The sequence below is a fragment of the Paenibacillus sp. J5C2022 genome, assembly GCF_025567625.1.
Taxonomy (GTDB): Bacteria; Bacillota; Bacilli; order Paenibacillales; family Paenibacillaceae; genus Pristimantibacillus.
On record NZ_JAOQJC010000023.1, the window covers coordinates 83,604 to 106,299 of the forward strand.

Consider the following 22,696-nt stretch of genomic DNA (forward strand, 5'->3'; position numbering starts at 1 on the left):
CATCACTTGCGCAATTTAATTAGTTAACTTAACTTAATAATAGATTCTGTTCGTTCGCTCGTCAAGCTAATTTTTTTTGCGAATTATTGGGGCAGAATTTCTTGCATCACACGATCCAGGGCTACCGCAAATCCGCCGTAAATGCCCGATCGTTCACCAAGCTCCGAGAATACAATCGTCGTCGTCAGAGGAACCATGCCGTTGACAAGCTCTCTGAGCGGCTGAATAAACTTGTAGCCCAGTTTTACGATATCACCGCCTACAATAATCAGCTCCAGATCAAGGAGCACGCTCATGTTGGCCAGCACGATGGCAAGGGATTGCACCAGCTCCTTCGTCTTCTGCATGCAGTAAGGATCGCCGTCAGCCGTCGCTTTACAGAACGCCTCGAAATCGACCATCTCCAGGTTGCCCTTGCAGTAGTCCGTGATTTTACTCTCTGCGCCGTTGCTCAAGTCCCTTTTCACAGTATTCATTAAAGCGTACAACGACGAATAGTAGTCCAGATAATTGTTCTTCAGCTGTCCCGGCTCGTCGAAGTTCGGACTTCCGCATACCCAGTAGCCGACTTCCCCAGCAGCAAGCCTGCTCCCTTCGTACAGCCTCCCGTCGATAATCAGTCCGGCGCCGATGCCGAAGTCGATATTGATGCCCAGCAGGTTTTTGAACCCTTTGCCCGCGCCGTAACGGTTCTCTCCGATGACATTAAGATTCATGTCGTTAATGACCATCACATCGGCATCCATCTCCTGCTTCATCAACTGATGAATATTGATCGTGTCCCACTCTTTGAATCTGGGAGCGGCCTTGAAATAACCGGTTTCTTTATTGATAATGCCCGGCGTTCCCACACATACGACCTTCAGCTTTTCCTGTGAAATATGCTTGCTGCCAAGCAGTTCCTTCATCTTGTTCATCACCGAATAGAAATCGTCTGCGGTAATATTGGATTTCAACGAGAACGACACCTCGTCCTGAGCGATGATTTCTCCCATCAAGTCGCCGACCGCCATGCGAATGCGATCGCCGGCCAGGTCAATGGCGATAATATATCCGTAATGTCTATTGAACCGCAGCAATATAGGAGGTCTTCCACTGCTTACGATATCCCGTGTGCCCACTTCCTCCAATATTTCCATCGCAAGCAACTGCTCGATATTGGAGGAGACGCTAGGGGCGCTCAGCTTTAATATTTTCGCCACGTCGGCTCTGGAGATCGGCCCCTGACGTCTTACCAGGTCAATGATCAAGTTCAAATTGGTCGAACGAATGAGCTTCTGATTTCCTGCTACCTTTTTCAATATACACCCTCGCCTGTCTATCGGATTTTAATTACTTAACTTAACTAAAATAATAACAGAAATTATCTCTTTGTAAAAGAATTTCATTGAAACTTATCCATTGTGTATCTATTGCATATTCGCCCACTTTCCACTCTCCAACCGAGGTCACATCGCTTACAGCCCCACTTCAGCCTTCAGTCCGCTCTGCAACCAAGGTCACATCGCCTACGGCCTACCATTCAATGTTTATGTGCTGCACACCCCCTTTCGGCGCTCCAGTGCAGGATTCATACACTATTTCGGCTCGCGCGCCCCTTTTCTACGCTCCAGTGTAGGATTCATACACTATTTCGGCTCGCACTCCCCCTTTCGGCGCTCCAGTGTAGGATTCATACACTATTTCGGCTCGCACTCCCCTTTTCGACGCTCCAGTGTAGGATTCATACACTATTTCGGCTCGCACGCCCCCTTTCGGCGCTCCAGTGTAGGATTCATACACTATTTCGGCTTGCACGCCCCTTTTCGACGCTCCAGTGTAGGATTCATACACTATTTCGGCTCGCACGCCCCCTTTCGACGCTCCAGTGTAGGATTCATACACTATTTCGGCACGCACTCCCCCTTTCGGCGCTCCAGTGTAGGATTCATACACTATTTCGGCTCGCACGCCCCTTTTCGGCGCTCCAGTGTAGGATTCATACACTATTTCGGCTCGCACGCCCCCTTTCGGCGCTCCAGTGTAGGATTCATACACTATTTCGGCTCGCACGCCCCCTTTCGGCGCTCCAGTGTAGGATTCATACACTATTTCGGCTCGCATGTGGCTAACCACTAACTTCGGATATACAACTTGAGTTTTATACGATTTATATACAATAAAAAGGCAGCCACGCCTCCCATCCCTGCAACAGTCCTTCAAGAAGGATTGCCGGGAAGTGAAAGCTGGACCGCCATGAAAAAAGTTCTCCGCTTAATGAATCTCGTAATACCAATTGGTGTCCCTCACAAGCCGATGAAGCTGTTCCTTCGACTTCGACTTCGACTGCTCTCCGTCACTTCCGCAAGCGCCATAAGCGAGCATCAGCTTCGTCAAAGCCGCTTCCACAGACATGCCCGCCAGCATGACAGCGCCGGCGCCGATCAGCTCATGCGATGAAGCATACATCGCATCCGACGCATTCTTCACAGGAGCGATATACACGTCGATGCCGTCAACCGCACAGCGCTTGATGAAGGCAGGCAGAGAATAAGCCCCGTCTTCAAGCCCGCATGCCGTGCCGGAATGGTGCAGATCGTGCAGAATCGCCTTCGGCCTGCGATCCGTCCACGTAAACAGGGAATAATCCAGTCCCGGATACGGCTTCACGTACACAATGGCCGAGTCGATGTCCGATGCATCGCCGCCCCGGCTTAACGGGGAGTGCACGGGCCGCAGCGTATCCGGCAGGGGATTGCGCGCATCCTCATGCCAGCGGAAGCGCCGATCTTCCATGTGCCCGTATACCAGATCGTACGGGCTTCGGAACTGATCCGTGAACGGCTCGCACTGCATAATGCGTGTGCCAAGGTATACCTGACTGATGCCCGCAGCGTTCTCATAGACGACGAACACTCCCGGGAGCGCCGCTCCCGCAATAAAATCAATCGCGCTCGAGAAGTTGCGCAGCCCGTTGCTTCTTGCATCCGCAATGGGATAATTGCTTGCCGTCAGCACGAGAGGAATGGCGATATCCGCGAACAGATAGCCCATCATCGCCGCCGTATACGCCAATGTATCGGAGCCGTGCGTGACGAGAATACCGTCATATGCAGAGCCGGCCGTCTGACGGCGAACGCTCGCCGCCAGCACGCTCCAGTCTCCGGGCGTCATATTCTCGCTTAATAGATTGAGCGGCTGAATCGTCTCCAGCCTCACATCCGTTCGGGCAGCCGTACTTCCCTCGTAGGCCTCCAGCAAGGCATAAGCGCCGTCTCCATGTACGTTGATGGAATCACCGCTTGCCTTGCTCCCGATCGTACCGCCTGTAAACACAACCAATATTCGCTTCATTGCCGCTACCACTCTTTCTGTAACCATGACTTGCTCTATGCTTCTTCCGCATATCTCTCATGGGTTAGAATACCACGAATGGTGCGGACAAATACAGTTCATTGCCAACATCGCTAACATTCCCTGTTATGAAGGCAGTACTGTGTGCCGAGCGGTCTTGCTTATTCGCGAGTGGCGGCGAACTGCTCCCTTGCGGCTTGCCCATCACGCTCCATGAACGGCCACCAGTTCGCAGCTCCGAACGTCCGCACCATAACCGGTATGAACAGCGGCAGCATGACGAGCGCGTACAGGAACAGTCCGCACAGCACCATCGTGGCGATCTGAAGCAGCGACAGCACGCCGGAAGGCAGCATCGCCGCGAATGTGCCGCCCAGTATAATCGCGGCAGACACGATCACCGGGCCCATGTTCTTCATCGCTTCCAATATGGCCGTCTTCGGCTCCAGATGCCGATATTCCCGGAATCGGTCCATCAGGAAAATGCTGTAATCGACGCCGAGTGCGACGAGCAGGACGAAGCCGAAGAACGGAACGGCCCAGCTGATGCCGGAGTAACCCAGCAGCTCCACGAAGATCAGCTCGGTCGCGGCCATCGACGTATAGAACGTAATAAGCAGCGAGATAACGACATAGACCGGGATGATGACGGAACGGAACAAGATCAGCAGAATGACCAGTATGCCGATCAGCATCAATACAACGGTCCGTGAATAGTCAGCCTCCGATATGTTGCTCAGATCATGGTTCATGCTGGTGACGCCGCCTATCGCCACATCGGACTGGCTGAACGGCGTATTCTGCAGCGCGCGCTGGACGGCCGACTTCACCGCATCGATCTCCTCCATCGCCTCCTGCGAATACGGATTGCTCTCGAAGATCACGTCCAACTGCGCCGTCCGCCGGTCCGGAGACAGATAGACATCGAGCGCGGCCTGGAACTCTTCGCTTGCAATCGCTTCGGGCGGAATATGCCATCCCGTCATTTCCTTATTCGGCGACTGAGCCAATCCCTGCAGATAACCGCCTGCCGAAGCAAGACCGTCCGTCACCTGATTCAAGCCGTCTACGCTTTGATCCAATCCTCCTGTCAACTCGCCGAGCTGGCTGCTCAAGGAGTCGAAGCCGCTCTTCAGCTCTTCCTGCCCTGCCGCAAGCTCCGCCAGACCTCCGGAGACCCCGGGCAGCTGCGCGATAATGCTTCCTTGCCCGGACGCCGCTTGCGCCACGCCTTGCTGCAGCTTCGCAAGGCCGTCGGCCAGACTCTCCAGCCCTGCCGCCAGGGCAGACTGTCCCTCAATGGCTTGGGCAAGGCCTGCATTCGCGCCCGCCATGCCTTGCGATACGCCCGCCAGCTGCTCATTCATGCCCCGCAGCTGCGTTCCAAGCGCTTCTGCTCCTTGCTGCATGCCTTGCAGAGCGCCCAGCGCCTCCTGATAGGCTGCGTCCTCCTTCAGCTCCGGATAGCTCTCCTGCAAGCTGCCAATTCCCGCGGCTACGTTGCCGAGTCCTTGCGCCAGCTTCGCGTGCTCCGCTGCGATCGCCTCATAGCCCGCCGTCAACTGCGTTAATCCGCCGCCCATCTCCTGATAGCCAGCAAGCAGCTCCTTGCTTGCCGCCGCCAGTTGGTCGGCGCTCTCCTTGGCACTTCGGAGACCCGCCTCAAGCTCCTTCGCTCCTGACGAGCCGTCCAGCAAGCCGGCTCTGATCGCCTTCAGTCCGGCTTCCAGCTCGCCGATGCCGGACTGCAGCCGCCTCGTTCCGGCCGCCAGATCTCCCGCCCCCTTGGCCGCTTCAGCCAGCTTCGGCGTATTGTCGTTCAACGCGCTGCTCGCCTCCGCCAGTCCTTCACTGATGGAGCCAAGCCCTTCTCCGCTCTCGTCAAGCCCGTCTTCCAGCGCGACCACCTGATCGGACACGAGGAACTCATCCATCTCCTCCCCGGTCGGTCTCGTTGCCCCGCGCACGGCCTGCACGCCCTCCACCTTCATTAATTCGCGTGCCGCACCTTCCAGCGTTGCCAGTCCCTCCGGCGTATCGAACGGTTCTTCGCTCTTGAGGATGACGCTGGTCGGCAGCGTCTCGCCCGGTCCGAATCTATCCGCGACAATATTGAACCCTTTCACGGAATCATAGCTTTCTCCGATCTCTTCCAGCGTATTGTACGAGATTGCCCCTTTGTATGCCACCAGAGACGGCACGATCAGTACAGCCAATATGGCAAGCGCGAGCAGGGGACGCTTCAGCGAGAACTGCCCGACAGTTCCCCACAGCTTGCTCTGCTTATGCTCGATGGAGCCTTTCGCCGGCCAGAACAAGGCGTTGCCGAGCACCGACAGGAAGAACGGCACGAGCGTGAACAGCGCCAGCATCATAATAGCGATGCCCACGGCTACCGCAACGGCCGATTGGTACAGAATGAAGGTCGACAAGCCGATCGATGCGAATCCGACGAAGACAGCCAAGCCGGAATACAAGACCGTTTTGCCTGCGGTACGATAAGTATGAACGATGGCCTCCTGCTTGTCGCCAAGCCTGCCCAGTTCCTCCTTGTAACGGCTGATAAGCAGAATGCAGTAATCCGTCCCTATGCCGAACATGACCGCCACCATGAATATTTGCGTAAAGTTGGATAACGGGAAGTCCGCATACTCTACAAGGAATGCAACGACCGACTGCGATACCAGATACGAGAATCCGATCGTTAGCAGAGGCACCAGCGGCGCTGCAGCCGAACGGAAGACGACGAACAGAATAATAAGAATAAATCCGACCGTAATATACTCCGTCTTCTTCAGCCCTTCTTCCGAGCTGATGATGACATCTTCCGTAATGATCCAGTTGCCGGTGTAATAGTGCTCCACGTCCACATCCGACAGTGCCGCATACAGCTCCTCCTTCACCTCTGCCAGCTCACGCCCGCCGGCTTCGACCTGCAGCAGCGATATGACGGTGCTCCCGTCCTCCGACACCATCTGCTCCGCCAGCTCAGGCGTATCGAAGTGCGTCATGACGGAGAGAATGCCCAGCTCATCGGCTTCGCTCTGCAGCTTGGCTATACCCTGCCGCACTTCCTCCATTGCATCGTTCCCGATGCCGCCATCGCGATGAAACGCCAGCACAGTCGTCATGCCCGCCGTCTCCTCGCCGCCGATCTCCTTCGCCAGTTCGTCGGCGATGGCGGACGAGTAGCCTTCCGGAACGGTAATCTGTCCCTTCTCCCTTACGAGCCCCGCCATATCCGGTGCAGTGAACAGGAGCCCGGCGACGGCCACCACCCAGAACAGAAGCACGAACCATTTCATCTTCAATATTGCTTTCATCGTTATCGATCCACTCCCGACTTATATCTTGGTCAATTTCTCTGCCAGCTTCTCGTAGGTCTCAATAAATTGAATAGCCTCTTCCTGGGTGAAAAATTGAATGAGTTGCCCTAGCAGCCCCTCCACTTTCTCCTCAAGCAAACGGCACATCTCCTCCCCTTGCTCCGTCAAGGCCAGGTGAATGATTCTGCGATCCTTCTCCTCCGGCATTCGCTGAATATATCCCTTGTCTGACAATCGCGTAATGATGGCCGTAATGGAACTCTTGCCCACGCAGAATATATCCGCCAGTTCCGTCGATGTGCACCTGCCTCGCTTATTCAGATAGCATAAAGTAGCGTACTGATCAACCGTAATGCTTTCCGGCATAAGCTCCCGAATGAGCGCATTCAGTCGGCGGGTAACGATGAAGTCAGCCTCCTCGTAGCGATGTATAAGATCTTTCAGTATGATCGGCTGCATGCCACCCTCTCCTTCTTGTTAGTTTCACTGTCGAACTATTACATTATAAAACTTTATCAGAGATGAATCCTATTTTCAACAGCCGCAATCAAATCCAAGGAAAAAGAAGGAACGCCATGAAAATTGTCGAATAATAGGGGAAATGGTTACGGCATCAGGAGGACGCTTGTGTATCGACTTTTAGAGCTATCACGCCATAAAGGAGTTGCCATTGCCGCTTATCTGGCATGTCTGGCGTTGGCACTGCTGGCGCAGTGGATCAGTATCCCCTTTTTGTTCGGGGCGAGCCTTACGTTAACAAGCGTATTTCTATACTTAAGCGTACGGTTATTCGGCTTGCGCGGAGGTCTGCCTATCGCCTTCGCCGCTCACGCAGTCGGAATCTTCTTATTGGAAGAGCCGCTGTTCTTCTTAATCGGACTTCTCGAGACGGTTGCCATCGGGCTGCTATTGCGCAAGTTCCAAGGCCGTCTGTTTTACTGCGCGCTCCTGTTCTGGCTGCCTCTGGGCATGGCTGTATTGTACCTGTTCCTGCTGACGCAGGATGGCACAACAACGAATGACGCCTTGCTGATCTCCTGTATCATTACCGTCAACAGCGTGGCCAACGCCCTGTTCGCGGAGATCATCGATCAATGCTTGCCGATTCGCAGCCTGATCCGTTCAACGAACGGAGAGACGGAGCAATCCGTCTTGTCGCTTCGCAAGTATTTGCTGTACTTTACCATCGGTATCGTTATGATTCTGTTCCTGCTTAACATATTCGTCAACAGTGTCAGTTCATTCAAGGAAATTCATATTTACACGAAAGAATTGGCCGTACAAGCCGTCCACGCAGTGGAACAGGAACGGCTTGAGGATGCGTCCCAAGGGCTGGAGCAAATCCGGCAGCTTCTCGGCCGTTACGATACGGATATGTACATTGTCAGCATTCTCGATTCCAATCGCAAAATTATCGCTTCAAGCGATTCCGAGGCTGCCGGCCATATCGGCTACTTGGCCGAAGCGAGCTCATACATCAAGCTGAGCGAACATTATTATCTAACCCGTCATAAGCAGCGGTTCTCGATGTGGGAAAGCTATATCTGGCATAACGAATCATTCGTATATGTGAAGCCAATCGAAGGGATCGGCCACATGATAGTGGATATTCCGCTGGAGAACTATCGTGAGCATTTGTTCAACAAGTACCTGTATCACTTCGCCTATCTGTTCGGTTTTACGCTTGCGGCCGCTCTTGCCGCACTGCTTATTAACCGGCTCATCGTACGTGATCTGAACCGGCTCGCCCAATCGACGGCAGACCTTCCGCACAGACTGAAGCAGCAGCATATCGTCGATCTGCCCGCAAGCCGAATCAAGGAAATCGACGGCTTGATCGCCAACATTCGGTTCATGTCCGGCAGCTTGCTGCAGCTGTTCCGGGAATCGCAGTCCAATGCCGAGCGACTGGCCGCGCAAGCCCAGCTGTTAAGGCAATCCGAGGAACGCCTTCACCAGCTCGCTTATTACGACAGCCTGACGGGCTTGCCTAACCGCCTTCACTTCTCGCGGCAGTTCTCGGAGCTGATCGCGCTCAGCCGTCCCGATAACGGTCACGGCATAGCCATTCTGCTTATTGACATTAACCGCTTCAAGCAGATCAACGACGCCTTGGGACATTCCGCCGGCGACTCTCTCCTGCGGCAAGTGGGAACAAGATTGGATCGTCTGTCCTCCAAGGAGAACACCCTCTTCCGTCTGGGGGGAGACGAATTTGTATTCCTATGCAGCTATACGCAGCACGACCAGTTGACCCGCTTCGCCCAATCGATCTGCCGCTTGCTGGAGGAACCGTTCCTTATGCGCGACTTGCCGCTGTTCCTTACGGTGAGCATCGGTATAAGCATCTATCCGCAAGACGGACCGGACACGGAATCCGTTCTGTCGAATGCGGACATCGCCATGTACAACGCGAAGAAGGAAGGCGACGGCAGCTACCGCTTCTTCGCTTCCGGCGACGCCGCTTCCATGTCGGAGAAGCTTCGGCTGGAGAACGGGCTGTATAAAGCCCTGCAGGATGGCCACTTCTCGCTTTATTATCAGCCGAAGGTGTACGCCGCTACGGGAGAGCTGTGCGGGATAGAAGCGCTGATCCGCTGGCATCATCCCGAGCTTGGCATGATTCCGCCCGACAAGTTCATTCCACTCGCGGAAGAATCCGGCTTCATTCTGGAGATTGACCGCTACGTGTTCCGTGAAGCTTGCCGCCAGAACAAGGCGTGGCAGGACGCCGGCTACAAGCCGATTCCCGTCTCCATCAACATATCGGCCAGACACTTCTACCAAGGCGATCTGAAGGCCATGATTACGGAAGCGTTGAACGATACCGGTCTTTCGCCGCAATATGTCAGCCTGGAAATAACAGAGGGTGTCTTCATGCGCCAGTCAGACCATGTTATCGAGACGATCGTCTATCTCCGCGGCTTGGGCATTCAAATATCGATCGACGACTTCGGCACCGGCTTCTCGTCGCTGAACCAGCTGCAATGGCTGCCAATCTCTGACGTGAAGCTGGATCGTTCCTTCATCCGCGGCATTACGAACGACGATAAGAAATCGTCCATCGTGAAAGCGATCATCGAACTGGTTCACAGCATGAACATGAAGGTCGTCGCCGAAGGCGTAGAGACGGTAGAGGAATCCCAATACTGCAAAATGCTGAAGTGCGACGAGCTGCAAGGTTACCTGTTCAGCAAGCCGCTGACCGCCGCCGATCTGGAGGAGCGGTTCCTTCCAATAAGGCTTTGACAAGCCTGCGCTCTCCATCTAAGATTGTGTTATAACAATATAGGAGGCGCTTACATGAACCAGCAAATCGCACAAAATCAGGAAGGCTACTTCGGCGAGTTCGGCGGCAGCTTCATCCCGCCAGAGCTGCAGGAAGTGATGAACTACCTGACGGAGCAATTCAACATATTCAAGGACGATACCGACTTCAAAGAGGAATACCAGTATTATCTGAGAGAATATGTAGGCCGCGAGAATCCACTGACCTATGTGGATCGTCTGACGAAGGAATGGGGCGGCGCGAAGATCTACCTGAAGCGCGAGGACCTGAATCATACCGGCGCCCACAAGATCAATAACGTTATCGGTCAGATCCTGCTGGCCAAGCGCATGGGAGCAAAGCGCATTATCGCGGAAACAGGCGCCGGCCAGCATGGCGTGGCAACGGCGACGGCGTGCGCCATGTTCGATATGGAATGCGTCATCTATATGGGGGCCGAAGATACGCGCCGCCAGGCGCTGAACGTATTCCGCATGGAGCTGCTTGGCGCGAAGGTGGTGCCCGTAGCCAAAGGCCAAGGCCGCCTGAAGGATGCGGTTGACGAAGCGCTCGGCGATCTGGTCGCCAACTACAAGAATACCTTCTATCTGTTAGGCTCGGCTGTGGGGCCCCATCCGTTCCCTACGATGGTCAAGCACTTCCAGTCCATCATCAGCGAGGAATCGAAGCGTCAGATCCTGGAGAAGGAAGGCCGACTGCCAGACGTCGTGCTGGCTTGCGCAGGAGGCGGCAGCAACGCCATCGGGGCGTTCGCCCATTATCTGGACGAGCCGTCGGTCCGCTTGATCGGCGTGGAGCCGGATCAGGCTCCTACGCTGTCGGAAGGCGTACCCGGCGTCATCCACGGCTTCAAGTGTCTTGTGCTGCTGGATGAGGAGGGCAATCCGAAGCCTACTTACTCCATCGCAGCCGGGCTGGATTACCCCGGCATCGGTCCCGAACACAGCCATCTGAAAACTAGTGGACGGGCGGAATATGTAACCGTAAGCAACGAAGAAGTGCTGGATGCGTTCCAGGAACTGTCCCGGCTGGAGGGCATTATACCGGCATTGGAGAGCTCGCATGCCGTTGCTCATGCGAAGAAGCTGGCGCCGACCCTTCCGAAGGATGCCATCATCATCATTAATCTGTCCGGCCGCGGAGACAAGGACGTCGAGCAAGTATTCCATATGCTGAAGAAGTAAGAAGCACGCCACTATCGATAAGGGCCTATACCCTCAGAGCCGTCTCACGTCTCCGAAGGCATAGGCCCTTTCTCCGTTGTTATGCCGGCTGAACGGCACCTTGCTGCAGCTGATACATCGCATAGTATTTCCCCTGCTTCTCCATCAGGGAATCGTGATTGCCCCTCTCCACGATTACGCCGCGGTCGAGCACAAGAATCTGGTCCGCCGCCCGAATCGTCGACAGGCGATGGGCGATGACGAACGTCGTGCGCCCTCGCTTCAGCACATCCAGCGCGCGCTGGATAATGGCTTCCGTCTCTGTGTCGATGCTTGCCGTCGCCTCGTCCAGGATAAGAATGGCGGGATCGTAGGCAAGCGCTCTGGCGAAGGAGATCAGCTGCCGCTGCCCGGCCGACAGCGTGCTCCCCTTCTCAATGACAGGCGCATCGATACCGCCTGGCAGCTTGCTGAACATGTCGTACGCACCGACATCTCTCAGTGCCTGTTCTACCTTCTCCCGGCTGATGTCCGGATTGTCCAGACTGACGTTCGACGCGATCGTGCCGGTGAACAGGAACGGGTCCTGCAGGACGATTCCCATATGCTCACGGAGCATCTGCTTCGGCATCCCGCTGGCATCCATCCCATCGATCGTAATCCGCCCTTCTTTAATGTCATAGAACCGGAAGAGCAGATTGAGAATGGAGCTCTTGCCCGACCCCGTATGGCCTACCAGAGCGACGGTCTCCCCCTGGCTGGCATGGAAGCTGATATTGCGAAGCACGTATTCATCTTTCTTATAGGCGAAGGATACGTCCTGGAATTGGACATCGCCCTTGTAGCGCTCTATGGAACCCGTCTCCACATCCGTTCCGTCCTCGTCCATCAGCTTGAACACCCGCTCCGCCGATACGCGGGCCACCTCCAGATTGGACAGCTGGTTCACAATGCCGACGATCGGCGCGAACATCCGGTTCATGTAGTCGATGTAGGCGTACAACGCCCCTACTGTGACCATCGCCCCCAGCGTACCGCCCCAGAACATCCACACGACGATCAGGAACAGCACATTCCTGACGACATTGACCAGATTGTGCGACGTTAACGAGTTCAAGCTGAGCAGCTTGTTCTGGTATTTGAAGTAGTGATCGTTCAGCTCGTCGAATTCCTTCGTCGTCTGCTTCTCGCGGCGGAACGCCTGAATAATCGTCATGCCGCCGATAGATTCATTGATCATGCCGTTAATCTCGCTAAGCTTCGTACGAATTATGCGGTTATACTTCGCCGCGAATTTCCGGTAGACGATGATCCACAGGATCAGAATCGGAATCAGCGGCAGTGTAACGAGAGCCAGCTTGGCATCCAGCAGGAAGAGCGCGCCGAATATCGCCACCATATAGATCGTGCCCGTGAAGAAGTTCGCAAGCACGCCTACATAGAGCTCCCGAATAGCCTCCGTATCGTTCGTAATCCGCGAGACGACCTGTCCCGCCGACAGATTGTCGTAATATTGAACAGGCAGCCTCTGCGTCTGCGCATACACATCGTTGCGCATGCGGCGCACGATCCGGTTCGCCGACGTCTGCAGCATAAGCCGCTGCCCGTATGCGAACAAGGCGACGAGCACAAGCAGTCCGAAGTAGATGGCCGCCAGCTTCATCAGAGCCGGCACCTCCGGCTCATAGAATGCGTACAGTTCCTTCACACTCAGCTTCTCTGCCGAGTAGCTCTCCTGCTTGCCGGAATCGCCGTCGGTCACAGTCAGCCGTTCGCCGCTAACTTCCCGGCCCCCGCCCTCGAAGCGAAGAGGTTCATTCAGGAAGTAATAGCTCCTGCCTACTTGCAGCACGCGAACCTCCCTGCCCTTCTCCTCGCCCGGAGCGAAGCGGTCCTCGCGCTTATACCAATTGCCCTTGTAGCTTGCCGCCTTCGGCTGCTCCCCTTGCACCTGGTACCATTTCTTCTCAATGCCCAATATGTTGTCATCAATCATTCGCTTGGCAATGAGCGGCCCCGTCAACTCTGCGCATACGGCGAGCACAAGCAGCAGCAATGCGGCCAATATCGTTTTCTTGTACAGCATCGCATATTGAAACAGTCGTTTCCCTGTCGTTCCCATATCTATCGCAGCCTCCTTTCCCCTTACTCTTGTTCAATGTCCGCTTCCAGCTGCTGACGGTCATATTGTTCCCGATACCAGCCGCCGCGCTGAAGCAGCTCTTCATGCTTGCCTTGCTCTATAATGCGCCCCTCATCCAGCACGATAATCCAGTCCGCATGCTGCACGGCGGACAGCCGATGGGTCGTAATCAGCGTAGTCTTCCCTGCTCGCTCCGTCCGGATGCCGTCGATTATCTCCGCCTCCGTCTTCGCGTCTACCGCCGACAAGGCATCGTCCAGCATCAGAATGTCGGGATCGGCGATCAGCGCTCTGGCAATGCTGACACGCTGCTTCTGTCCGCCCGACAGGGCAACCCCCTTCTCTCCGACCATCGTATCCAGACCGTCCGGCAGCAGCTCGATATCCTTCGCGAAGGCCGCTCTCTTCAGCGCCCTCTGCAAGTCCTCTTCATTCCCCGCACCATCCGAGCTGCCGAAGTAGATATTGTCGCGCACTGTCCGCGAGAACAGTATCGGCTGCTGCGGCACATAGCCGATCCAGCCCAGCAGCTCATCGAACTTCAGCTGCTGCAGCGGCACGCCCGAGACGGCAATATCCCCCTTGCCGACCGGATACTCCCTTAGCAACTGCCTCAGCAGAGTCGTCTTTCCGCTACCCGTACGGCCGACAACGCCGAGCGTCTCTCCCTTGCGCAGCATGAAGGAGACGTCCCGCAGATTGTCCGTCTCGGACGAAGGATAGCGGAAGGTGACATGCCGGAAGTCCAGTTCCGTCGGCTCTCCGACAGTGACGGAACGCTCCGATTCCTTCACATCCGGCTTATAACCGAGCGTCTCCTCCACCCGGTCCAGCGACGCATTGCCCCGCTGCATAATGTTGATCAGCTCGCCGATCGCGAACATCGGCCAGATCAGCATGCCCAGGAAGACGTTAAAGGAGACAAGCTCGCCCAGCGTAATTTCGCTATGAAATACGAGATAGCCGCCATAGCAGAGGCCGATCAGATAACTTGAGCCGACCAGAATTTTGAGCGTCGGCTCAAATAACGCATCGATGCGGGCCACCGCAATATTCTTCTCCAGCACTTCGTCGGTCTTGGCGCCAAAGCTCTTCGCACTCGCCTCTTCCCGGACGAATGCGCGAATGACGCGAACGCCGGACACCGATTCCAGCACGCCGTCATTCAGCTCGCCGAACGCATTCTGCGCATCCATGAAGCGCTCATGAATCTTCTTCCCGTAATAACTCATCGCGATTGCCATAATCGGCAGCGGCAGCAGCGCAGCGAGTGTCAGCTTCAAGCTGATGCCGGCTGCCATTACGATCAGAATCGTAATCATGAATAACGTCGAATCGACGAGCGTAAGGATGCCGAAGCCCGCCGTTGTTGCAACGGCATTCAGATCGTTCGTGGAACGGGCCATCAGATCGCCCGTCCGGTTGCGCTCATAGAACGTCGGCTTCATGCGCAGGAAGTGTCCGATCAGATTGGAGCGCAGAAGCCTCTCCAGGACGAACGCCCCGCCGAACAGCTTGTAGTGCCACACATAAGTAATCAGATATCCCACGATCGTCAGCGCGATCCAGAATACCATCGTCCGGTGGAAATCATCGGTTCCCAGCGTATTCTGGCTAATACCGTCAATAAGATACCCAAGCAGCCACGGCGGAATAATATCGATAATGCCTGTTACTACAAGAAGCGTAATCGCTAGCGTATATCGCTTCCAGTTCATGCCGAAGAACCACTTCAACTTCACAAGTACGCTGAACATTGTCCACTACCACACCTTCCGGTTTCTATCTATTTACAAAAAAAAGCATGCCGCCGTAAGCGACACGCTTGTTCTGCATACGATACAGGAGGTAACCGGCGGAATGGCCGGAACGCCCCTTGCATGCAGAAAAAAAAGCGCGAGGATTACGGCAACGTAATCCTCGCGCTTTCATTATCGGCATGATCCATGCCGAACTAATGGACAATAACGCGCGGAGAGACTACGTGCATAAGTGATATGTTATTATTGGCGCTAGCCGCATGATAATCCATATCGTTAAGAAATTTCATGCTACGTAATCCTCCTCTCGATAAAATCTATTTGCCACTTTATCACCGCATGAATTTCCTGTCAACCACAAAAACAATTTAAACAATCTATACATGATTGTCCGATTGTCTCCATTCCCCAGGCAAAAGCCGTTCGTATTCCCGTCTCAAGTACCGGTCATCGACCAGCGTCAGCGAGCCTCTGTCCGTCTCCGAGCGAATGAGCCTGCCTCCCGCCTGCAGCACCTTGTTCATACCGGGGATGACATAAGCGTACTGATAGCCGTTATACCCCTTCCGCTCATAATAGTCCATCAGCAGATCACGCTCCAGCCCCAGCTGCGGCAGTCCGACCCCGATAATAATGACGCCGACAAGCCGTTCCCCGGGCAGATCCACTCCTTCCGAGAACACGCCGCCCATGACGGCGAACCCGATCAAGCTTCGCTCCTCATCCGGCTGGAACGTCGACAGATAGGATTGCCGCTCCTCCTCGGACATATCCGACCGCTGCAATTGCGCCTCTATTCGCCTCCCGTTCCGTTGAGAGCTTCCGCTCAGCTCCGCCGTGAAGCAATCGTACAAGGCGTTCATATAGGCATAAGAGGGGAAGAATACGAAGTAATTGCCCGGCTGGCTCCGCACCTGCTCCATGATCAGTTCCGCGATCGGTCCGTAAGAGGCGCCCCGGTCGCGATATCGCGTCGATATAGGGGCGATGCGGACGGCAAGCTGCTCCCGCTTGAACGGACTCCCCAGAGTCAGCGCATAATCCAGTTCATCCGCACCAATCGTATCGCGGTAATAAGAGACCGGCGTCAGCGTAGCGGAGAAATACACAATGGAACGGTAGCCCTTCGCTGTCTGCCGCAGCAGATGGGAAGGATCAAGACAATACAGCTTGATCGTTACGGCGCTGCCCGTTGTCTCCGTATACGTCACATAGCGCTCATCGTAAAGTTGGGCTGTCCGCAGAAAGCTCTGCACCTCGAAATACAGCTCAAGCATGCCGCTCACCTCATCAGCCAGAAGCGGTTCGACCGCCGACTGGAACGTCTCCAGCAGCTTCAGCAGCCGATCCGGCGGCTCCGCTTCCACGCGGCGTGCTTCCCCCGCTTGAAGCTTGCGAAGTGCGATGAAATAATCGTTCACCGCCTTAGCCGCCTGGTAGCCCTCCCGATGTCTGTCCTTCAGCTCGCGCTGCAACGCAAGAAACGGCGCCTTATGCAGCTCGGCCGAGAACATCGCTCTGGCCCGATCGGGCAAATTGTGCGCTTCGTCGACAAGTATGGCCGTCCGCTTCTTCGTCTCGCCGTTCAACCGCTTGAAGGATACGCGCGGATCAAAAATATAGTTGTAATCGCCAATAACTACCTCTGCGGTATAAGCGGCATCCAGAGACATCTCGAAAGGGCATACCTTGTGCTTGTGAGCATAAGTCTCGATCACCTCGCGGGTAATGAGCGTCTCCCGATCCAACATATCCAGCATGGCTCCGTTGATGCGGTCGTAATAGCCGTCCGCATAGGGGCAATGCTCCTTCCGGCATATCATCTCTTCCTGCGGGCATATCTTCTCCTTCGCCGTAATGGTAACGGCGTGAATATGAAGCCCCTTCTCCGCCATTAGCCGCAGCGCTTCCTCCGCAGACGCTCTGGTCGTCGTTCGGGCGGTCATATAATAGACCCGCCGCAGGTGCCCCGTCCCAACCGCCTTCACGGCGGGATACAGCGTCGATATCGTCTTCCCTATGCCGGTAGGCGCTTGCGCGAACAGGGACACACCTTCCTCGACCGAACGATAAACGGCCCCCGCAAGGCGCCGCTGCCCCTCCCTGTACCGGGAGTACGGGAAGGGCAGTTCCGCTATGCTGGCATCCCGCTTCGTCGCATGCGCACCGAGCAGCCGGGCGTAAGGAGCATACCTCCTGAGCATCTCCTGCACGGCAAGCTCCAGCTCATGGAAGGCGTGCTCGCGCTGCAAGCGGCGAATATCGCCGGTAACTCTCTGCACATAAGTCAATTGTATGCCTATGGATTGCAGGCCATGCCCCAGAGCGTACATGTAGGCATAACAGACCCCTTGCGCCCAATGCACGGGGATGCCTTCTTCCGGAATCGTCTCAAGCGGCCCGCCCGTCGACTTGATCTCGTCGATCGTCACCTGCTTCCCGACAGCAAGCAGCCCGTCACAGCGACCGTCCAGGCGGAATAGCAGCTCCTCGCAGGGGATGTCCGCGCTCAGATAGACTTCCTTCTGATCGCCGTCTCCATAGCCCTGCTGAACGCGCTGATGCGCTCTTGTTCCTTCCTGCAGCAGCTCCGTCGCCCCGGGCGAGAGGGGCTCGATATGGCCGCTTGCATGCACGTATTCAACCAGTTGCCTGACGGGCAGGGCAACCTCTATTGGCTTTAGCATAATCACCTCGCGGCATGGCCGCCGAATCAGCCAGCTTGCCTTCATTATTAACGGAACACTTGTTCCCCTTATAGTAAATTCATTGTACCATGAACAAAAATGGAAAGGAAGTGCAAAAAGCAAATCGCCCCGAGGAGCAAGAATAATCTCTTGTTCCAGGGGCGATCGCCGTACGCGAGCCTATGGGTTAACGGTTCAAATCTCCAATCGTATTGACCAGGGCGGGCAGCATGCGCTCCTCGCTTATCATTTGCCCGTCACACATGACGCATACCGGCGAATGATGGAATGAGAAGTTGTCTCTCATCCAGCCGTTGCAGCCGTCCGACTCGCAGGCCCATACCTTGGTCTTCACCATTGGCACTTCTTCTGCAGGTTTTTTGCGATTGTACATGGCCAGCCTCCTTCTTGAGAAGTTCAGCGGCAACAACAACACTAACTTGAAATCACTGCCATGTTACCATATACAACCACCTTTAAGCAAATATGCCTGTCATCCTATATTTCCCACTCACTTTTTTCATGGAACTGCTTCAAGTCGGGGATAGTGGATAGTGGAGGTGAGAACACGCTATGGAGGATACTTCCCAATTCATCGACAAAGTCCATGATACGCAGCAGAAGGCAGAAAAAAACAAGCGGCGCAACGGCAACGGCTCTCCCGCCAACCGGCTCGGCAACAAGCAGCACAGCACGAACAAATGACGAGGAGCTCCTGCGTGCCGCATTCGCTGCAGCCGCAGGAGCCCCGGTTCCATCCCTCTATGCGAACAACCCTCGCCGTTCCTCCCTGCCCGTATTGGCGTGGAAAGGAGCGTCAATAGCAGGCGTATGGCCTTACCCGTAGAGTCTCCTGAACAGCAAGGACTGCCCAATCGTAAACGCGGCGCTTACCACCCAGTACAGCGCGATTGCGGACGGTACATTCCAGGCGAACACCATCATCATAACGGGAAAGATATAACCTATAAATGCCAACCCCTTCACAGCCCCGCCGGAACCTCCTGCAGGCATCTGCTGCTGCTGTGACGACACCTTGAATTGGAACCAATAGAGACAGCCGACAATTAGCGGCAGCCAGCTGTCGGGCTGCCCCATCTGAAACCAGAGAAAGGGATGCTCGGCAAGCTCGGGCGTCATTCGAAGCGCATAATACAGCCCTGTCAACACCGGCATCTGAAGCAGCATGGGAAGACACCCGATGCGGAAGGGGTTAACGTCATGCTTCCGGTACAGCTCCATCGTCTCCTGCTGCCGCTTCATGGCGGCGTCGGAATCGTTCTTGCCTTCGTACTTCTTATTCAATTGCTGAAGCTCCGGCTGCAGGCCGGCCATCTTCGCCTTCATGTCCGTACTGGAACGATATTGCTTCAGCATGAGCGGGAACAGCAGCAAGCGTATAACAATCGTCATCGCAATGACCGCCAGTCCGTAGTTGTCATGCGCGATGGACGCCATCCACTGCAGCGTCAGGGACAACGGATAGACTACATAATGATTGAACAAGCCGGGCGTGTTCTCGTCGACGGCGCCTTGCGGCATTCCGCAGCCGGACAGCACAATCGGGAACAACAGCAGCATGGCGATAAGCGATAGCCGCAGAGAGAAAGTGAACTGCTTCCTGTATAGATTGATCATGGTTAGCCTCCTCGTTAGGTTCGTCAATCGAAACCAACGAGGCGGCGCACTCGCCGTCGTCATCTTCCGGGGATTCCTTCCGCTTCACCCTGCGCACCAGCCGGCTCCGCAAATAAAAATACAGCGGCAGCTCCGCAGCAACGCAAATGGTTATCCCCTCATCCGGCAATAGGCGATTGGCATACTTGTAAAGCTCGCCGTATACGGCAGGCGCATAGGCGCATAAGAAGGAACACAGCAAGCCCAGCGACATCAGATAGACAAGCCATTCATGAAGCTCCAGCTCCATTCCACTCTCACCCCTCTCTCGTCCAATTTCATCTTATTTGTATGAATACGTATAGCGGCTGCATATAGTAGCAGTTAACTGTTGGCAGCTTGCTGATTCACGTTCACAGCCGGGCTGACGGCTCCAATACCTTCACTCCGTTCATATATGGCTGCAGTGCGGCGGGAATCGCAACTGATCCGTCTTCCCGCTGGTGATTCTCCAGCAGCGGGATCAGAATACGAGGGCTGGCCACCGCCGTGTTGTTCAGCGTATGGCAGAAGCGCAGCTCGCCCGATTCGTCGCGATAGCGGATATTCGAGCGACGCGCCTGGAATTCGTGCAGATTCGACGACGAGTGAGTCTCGCCGTATTCGCCCCTGCTCGGCATCCACGTCTCCAGATCATATTGCTTATAAGTCTTCTGCGACATGTCCCCCGTACATACTGCCATGCGCCGGTACGGCAGCTCCAACCGCTGAAGCAGCGTCTCGGCATGGCCCGTAATCTCTTCCAGCAGGACATCCGAATGCGCCGTATCCCCGCGGCAGATGACGACCTGCTCCACCTTCGCGAATTGATGAACGCGATATAGGCCCTGCACATCCCTGCCTGCCGAGCCCACCTCGCTGCGGAAGCACATGGATGCCGCCGCCAGCTTGATCGGCTCATCCACCTCGACAATCTCATTGCCGTAATAGCTGATCAACGACACCTCCGATGTGCCGATCAGGTAATGATCCGAATCCGCCAGCCGATACGTCTGATCTTGTCCCAACGGGAAGAACCCCGTGTTCCGCATCGCTTCGGGCCGTACCATAAGCGGCACATCCAGCGGCGTAAAGCCTTGCTGCAGCAGCACATCCATCGCCAGCGCCTGCACCGCCCGGTGCAACAGGACGCCGGCTCCCTTCAAGTAGTAGAATCGGCTGCCCGACACTTTCACGCCGCGCTGCGTATCGATCAAGCCGTGCAGTTCCCCCAGCTGAATATGATCTCTGGCGGCGAACGGGAAGCTCGGCGCCTCTCCCACTCGCTTCACTTCAACATTGTCCCGGTCCGACTTCCCGATCGGCGTATCCGGCGAGACCATGTTCGGCACAAGCGCATACAGCTCGTCGAACGCTTGCCTTGCGAGCCGAAGCCGAGGCTCCAGCTGGGTCAATTGCCCGTTCCGCTCCCGCACTTCATCCTTGAGCCGGTTCGCCTCTTCGTACCGCCGCTCCTTCACAAGCTCCGCAATTGAACTCGACAGTGTGTTCCTCGCCGCGCGCAGCTCTTCGATGCTAGCTTGCAGCTCCCTTCTTTCCTGATCGAGCCGCAGCAGATCGTCAACCTGCAGCGCCATTCCCTTGTTCACTGCTACCTTCTGTACGTCATCCGCATGGTTCCGTATCCATTTCATATCCAGCATGACACCGCTCTCCTTCGCGATAATAATAAAGCGCCCTTCATCCCCACATGGGACGAGGAGCGCTGTTCTCGCGGTGCCACCCAAATTGACCAGACGGCTGTCTGATCCTCTTCATTCCGCAATAACGGGCGGACCCGGTTAACTTAGGAGAATGTCGGCTTGAAGCCATCGCTACAAGTCCTATTATTCTCTTGACGAGAACGCCTCCGAGTTGGATTCTCTTCTTAGGCATAATCCTTCATATGAAGTTGGTTGACCGTATTATATCGCATACGACGTCCCGCTTCAAGTGCTTAGGCTGTTGCTGTATTCGGCTGTTGCCGCTCCTTGCTGCCGGCTTCTTGCTTCATGAGCCAACGCCTGAGTTTCCCCTCTCCCCGACTTTAGTCCAGTACAGGTTAAGTCCAGCGGCTGTTCCTCGCTCCCCCTTATTCGGGATACGATGAGTAAGACGATAAGAAGCCACGGAAATGATCAAGGCGAGGAGGACAGAGGATGTATCGCATAGCCAATTCAATCGAACTGCCGGCGCTGCTCGCACTGCTTGCCGTCAGCTTGTACACTGCATACTTGTCATCAAGACTGATACTAAGCGGTTCGGAGCGGACGCTTCATAGCCATGTCCGCCGATTGAAATGCTGGAGCATACTGTTCGCTCTCATGTCGGCCGGTTATGTCGTATGCAATCTTGCGCTGACCGCTCGCGTGCCTTCACCCGCGCATATGACAGCCCTTCTGCTGCGTACGGCTTCCGTGCTGTCAGGCCTGTCTTGGATATGGCTGATGGCCCTGCCCAGGGTGCGGCTGCTGGCTATGCGGACGCAAGGCGGCAGAGCGGTCGCCCCGGACTTGCCGCGCATGCGTCATGCATCGTCGCCCGCGCTTGTGACGCCATACAAGTTCGCTATGCTGGCCATCGGAACGGCCCTTGTTCTGCTGCTGCCGTTCGACGGACCTTACTCATGGTTCTCGATGAGCTTGTATGTGACCCTCTTATGGTTCCTTGGCGGCATCTTATGGCTTATGCAGTCGAACCGCTGCGCCCTTGCGGCTTCTTCCGCAGCAGCAGCGGCGGAAGGAAGCTCGCCGTTCCCGAACGACCCATTATTTCAATTCGTATCGATAGGAGAAGATGACTAATGAACGTACGGACACTCGCAGGAGTATTCATTTTGCTTCTGGGCATCGCCTTATTGCTCAATCAAGGCAGAGACTTCGGTCCCGGCCACATATTCGCCTACTTCTGGCCTTCCTTGTTCGTTCTTCCCGTCGGGCTGTTCATGCATTGGCTCTACTTCAGCTATACGGGCAGACGCGGAGTCGGACTGCTCATTCCGGGCGGCATTCTATTGACCGTCGGCTTTATTTGCCAAGTCGCCATGCTGTTCAACAACTGGGAATATATGTGGCCGGGATTCATTCTGGCGCCCGCAGTAGGCTTGCTGGAGTTTTATTGGTTTGGCGGCCGCCAGAGAGCGCTGCTCATTCCCATCAGCATTTTGACAGCGATATCGCTCTTGTTCTTCGCCGTATTTACACTGGGCTCCTTGTACAACCGCTTCCTGAACGACATCCCCTTCCTGCCCATCCTGCTTATCCTCGGAGGAGCAGCCATTCTTCTCCTGAAGAAAAAACAAGATTAACCAGCCCCGATTGGACAAAATCAGACAGGATT

Annotated in this window: 15 protein-coding genes; 5 read left to right on the forward strand and 10 right to left on the reverse strand. The window is 55.3% G+C overall.

Features of this window, described 5'->3' with window-relative positions:
• Nucleotides 1-83: 83 nt before the first annotated feature.
• The 4 genes from M6D81_RS18715 to M6D81_RS18730 all read right to left on the reverse strand — a co-directional run bounded on the left by M6D81_RS18715 (nt 84) and on the right by M6D81_RS18730 (nt 7,118).
• Nucleotides 84-1,301 carry an ROK family protein gene (locus M6D81_RS18715; RefSeq protein ID WP_262678444.1) on the reverse strand — a complete coding sequence of 406 codons (1,218 nt, stop codon included), beginning with the start codon at nt 1,299-1,301 and terminating at the stop codon, nt 84-86.
• Nucleotides 1,302-2,253: 952 nt separating this feature from the next.
• Complete coding sequence (locus tag M6D81_RS18720) at nt 2,254-3,360, reverse strand: asparaginase (RefSeq protein WP_262678445.1); 1,107 nt, start codon at nt 3,358-3,360, stop codon at nt 2,254-2,256.
• Between the two features lie 134 nt (nt 3,361-3,494).
• Nucleotides 3,495-6,656 (reverse strand): MMPL family transporter, encoded by a 3,162-nt coding sequence (locus M6D81_RS18725; protein WP_262678446.1) that lies wholly within the window; start codon nt 6,654-6,656, stop codon nt 3,495-3,497.
• 21 nt (nt 6,657-6,677) lie between these two features.
• Nucleotides 6,678-7,118, reverse strand: coding sequence for a MarR family winged helix-turn-helix transcriptional regulator (locus M6D81_RS18730; protein ID WP_262678447.1), 441 nt, complete (start codon nt 7,116-7,118; stop codon nt 6,678-6,680).
• A gap of 168 nt (nt 7,119-7,286) precedes the next feature.
• Between M6D81_RS18730 and M6D81_RS18735 the strand changes: the two genes are divergently transcribed.
• Nucleotides 7,287-9,908: a putative bifunctional diguanylate cyclase/phosphodiesterase gene (locus tag M6D81_RS18735; protein WP_262678448.1), complete on the forward strand. Its 2,622-nt coding sequence runs from the start codon at nt 7,287-7,289 to the stop codon at nt 9,906-9,908.
• A 54-nt stretch (nt 9,909-9,962) separates the two neighbouring features.
• Nucleotides 9,963-11,132, forward strand: a complete 1,170-nt coding sequence (gene trpB, locus M6D81_RS18740) for a tryptophan synthase subunit beta (protein ID WP_262678449.1) — start codon at nt 9,963-9,965, stop codon at nt 11,130-11,132.
• 79 nt (nt 11,133-11,211) lie between these two features.
• Here trpB and M6D81_RS18745 read toward each other — a convergent pair whose 3' ends face one another.
• The 4 genes from M6D81_RS18745 to M6D81_RS18760 form a co-directional block, all read right to left on the reverse strand.
• Nucleotides 11,212-13,233, reverse strand: coding sequence for an ABC transporter ATP-binding protein (locus M6D81_RS18745; protein ID WP_262678450.1), 2,022 nt, complete (start codon nt 13,231-13,233; stop codon nt 11,212-11,214).
• Nucleotides 13,234-13,256: 23 nt separating this feature from the next.
• Nucleotides 13,257-15,011: an ABC transporter ATP-binding protein gene (locus tag M6D81_RS18750; RefSeq protein ID WP_262678451.1), complete on the reverse strand. Its 1,755-nt coding sequence runs from the start codon at nt 15,009-15,011 to the stop codon at nt 13,257-13,259.
• A gap of 380 nt (nt 15,012-15,391) precedes the next feature.
• A complete protein-coding gene (locus M6D81_RS18755) occupies nt 15,392-17,746 on the reverse strand; it encodes an ATP-dependent DNA helicase (RefSeq protein WP_317259145.1) in 2,355 nt (784 codons plus the stop codon).
• Nucleotides 17,747-17,888: 142 nt separating this feature from the next.
• Nucleotides 17,889-18,095, reverse strand: a complete 207-nt coding sequence (locus M6D81_RS18760) for a cold-shock protein (protein ID WP_262678452.1) — start codon at nt 18,093-18,095, stop codon at nt 17,889-17,891.
• Between the two features lie 179 nt (nt 18,096-18,274).
• Between M6D81_RS18760 and M6D81_RS18765 the strand changes: the two genes are divergently transcribed.
• Complete coding sequence (locus tag M6D81_RS18765) at nt 18,275-18,406, forward strand: DUF4023 domain-containing protein (RefSeq protein WP_262678453.1); 132 nt, start codon at nt 18,275-18,277, stop codon at nt 18,404-18,406.
• Between the two features lie 132 nt (nt 18,407-18,538).
• Here M6D81_RS18765 and yidC read toward each other — a convergent pair whose 3' ends face one another.
• Nucleotides 18,539-19,339 carry a membrane protein insertase YidC gene (gene yidC, locus M6D81_RS18770; RefSeq protein ID WP_262678454.1) on the reverse strand — a complete coding sequence of 267 codons (801 nt, stop codon included), beginning with the start codon at nt 19,337-19,339 and terminating at the stop codon, nt 18,539-18,541.
• Nucleotides 19,340-19,731: 392 nt separating this feature from the next.
• Entirely contained in the window at nt 19,732-21,021 is a 1,290-nt protein-coding gene (gene serS, locus M6D81_RS18775; protein ID WP_262678455.1) for a serine--tRNA ligase, read from the reverse strand.
• Between the two features lie 495 nt (nt 21,022-21,516).
• On the opposite strand from serS, the gene M6D81_RS18780 reads away from it, so the two are divergent.
• Both M6D81_RS18780 and M6D81_RS18785 read left to right on the forward strand, forming a co-directional pair.
• On the forward strand, nt 21,517-22,161 hold the full coding sequence (locus M6D81_RS18780; RefSeq protein ID WP_262678456.1) for a hypothetical protein: 645 nt from the start codon (nt 21,517-21,519) through the stop codon (nt 22,159-22,161).
• Nucleotides 22,161-22,664: a hypothetical protein gene (locus M6D81_RS18785; RefSeq protein ID WP_262678457.1), complete on the forward strand. Its 504-nt coding sequence runs from the start codon at nt 22,161-22,163 to the stop codon at nt 22,662-22,664. The genes M6D81_RS18780 and M6D81_RS18785 overlap by 1 nt, the downstream gene beginning before the upstream one ends.
• Nucleotides 22,665-22,696: the final 32 nt, after the last annotated feature.

What these genes read in the sequence shown, in the direction of transcription:
- M6D81_RS18720 (WP_262678445.1), bottom strand. Translation starts at nt 3,360, where the DNA reads ATGGTTACAGAAAGAGTGGTAGCGGCAATGAAGCGAATATTGGTTGTG.
- M6D81_RS18725 (WP_262678446.1), bottom strand. Translation starts at nt 6,656, where the DNA reads ATGAAAGCAATATTGAAGATGAAATGGTTCGTGCTTCTGTTCTGGGTG.
- M6D81_RS18730 (WP_262678447.1), bottom strand. Translation starts at nt 7,118, where the DNA reads ATGCAGCCGATCATACTGAAAGATCTTATACATCGCTACGAGGAGGCT.
- trpB (WP_262678449.1), top strand. Translation starts at nt 9,963, where the DNA reads ATGAACCAGCAAATCGCACAAAATCAGGAAGGCTACTTCGGCGAGTTC.
- M6D81_RS18745 (WP_262678450.1), bottom strand. Translation starts at nt 13,233, where the DNA reads ATGGGAACGACAGGGAAACGACTGTTTCAATATGCGATGCTGTACAAG.
- M6D81_RS18750 (WP_262678451.1), bottom strand. Translation starts at nt 15,011, where the DNA reads ATGTTCAGCGTACTTGTGAAGTTGAAGTGGTTCTTCGGCATGAACTGG.
- M6D81_RS18755 (WP_317259145.1), bottom strand. Translation starts at nt 17,746, where the DNA reads ATGAAGGCAAGCTGGCTGATTCGGCGGCCATGCCGCGAGGTGATTATG.
- M6D81_RS18760 (WP_262678452.1), bottom strand. Translation starts at nt 18,095, where the DNA reads ATGTACAATCGCAAAAAACCTGCAGAAGAAGTGCCAATGGTGAAGACC.
- M6D81_RS18765 (WP_262678453.1), top strand. Translation starts at nt 18,275, where the DNA reads ATGGAGGATACTTCCCAATTCATCGACAAAGTCCATGATACGCAGCAG.
- yidC (WP_262678454.1), bottom strand. Translation starts at nt 19,339, where the DNA reads ATGATCAATCTATACAGGAAGCAGTTCACTTTCTCTCTGCGGCTATCG.
- serS (WP_262678455.1), bottom strand. Translation starts at nt 21,021, where the DNA reads ATGCTGGATATGAAATGGATACGGAACCATGCGGATGACGTACAGAAG.
- M6D81_RS18780 (WP_262678456.1), top strand. Translation starts at nt 21,517, where the DNA reads ATGTATCGCATAGCCAATTCAATCGAACTGCCGGCGCTGCTCGCACTG.
- M6D81_RS18785 (WP_262678457.1), top strand. Translation starts at nt 22,161, where the DNA reads ATGAACGTACGGACACTCGCAGGAGTATTCATTTTGCTTCTGGGCATC.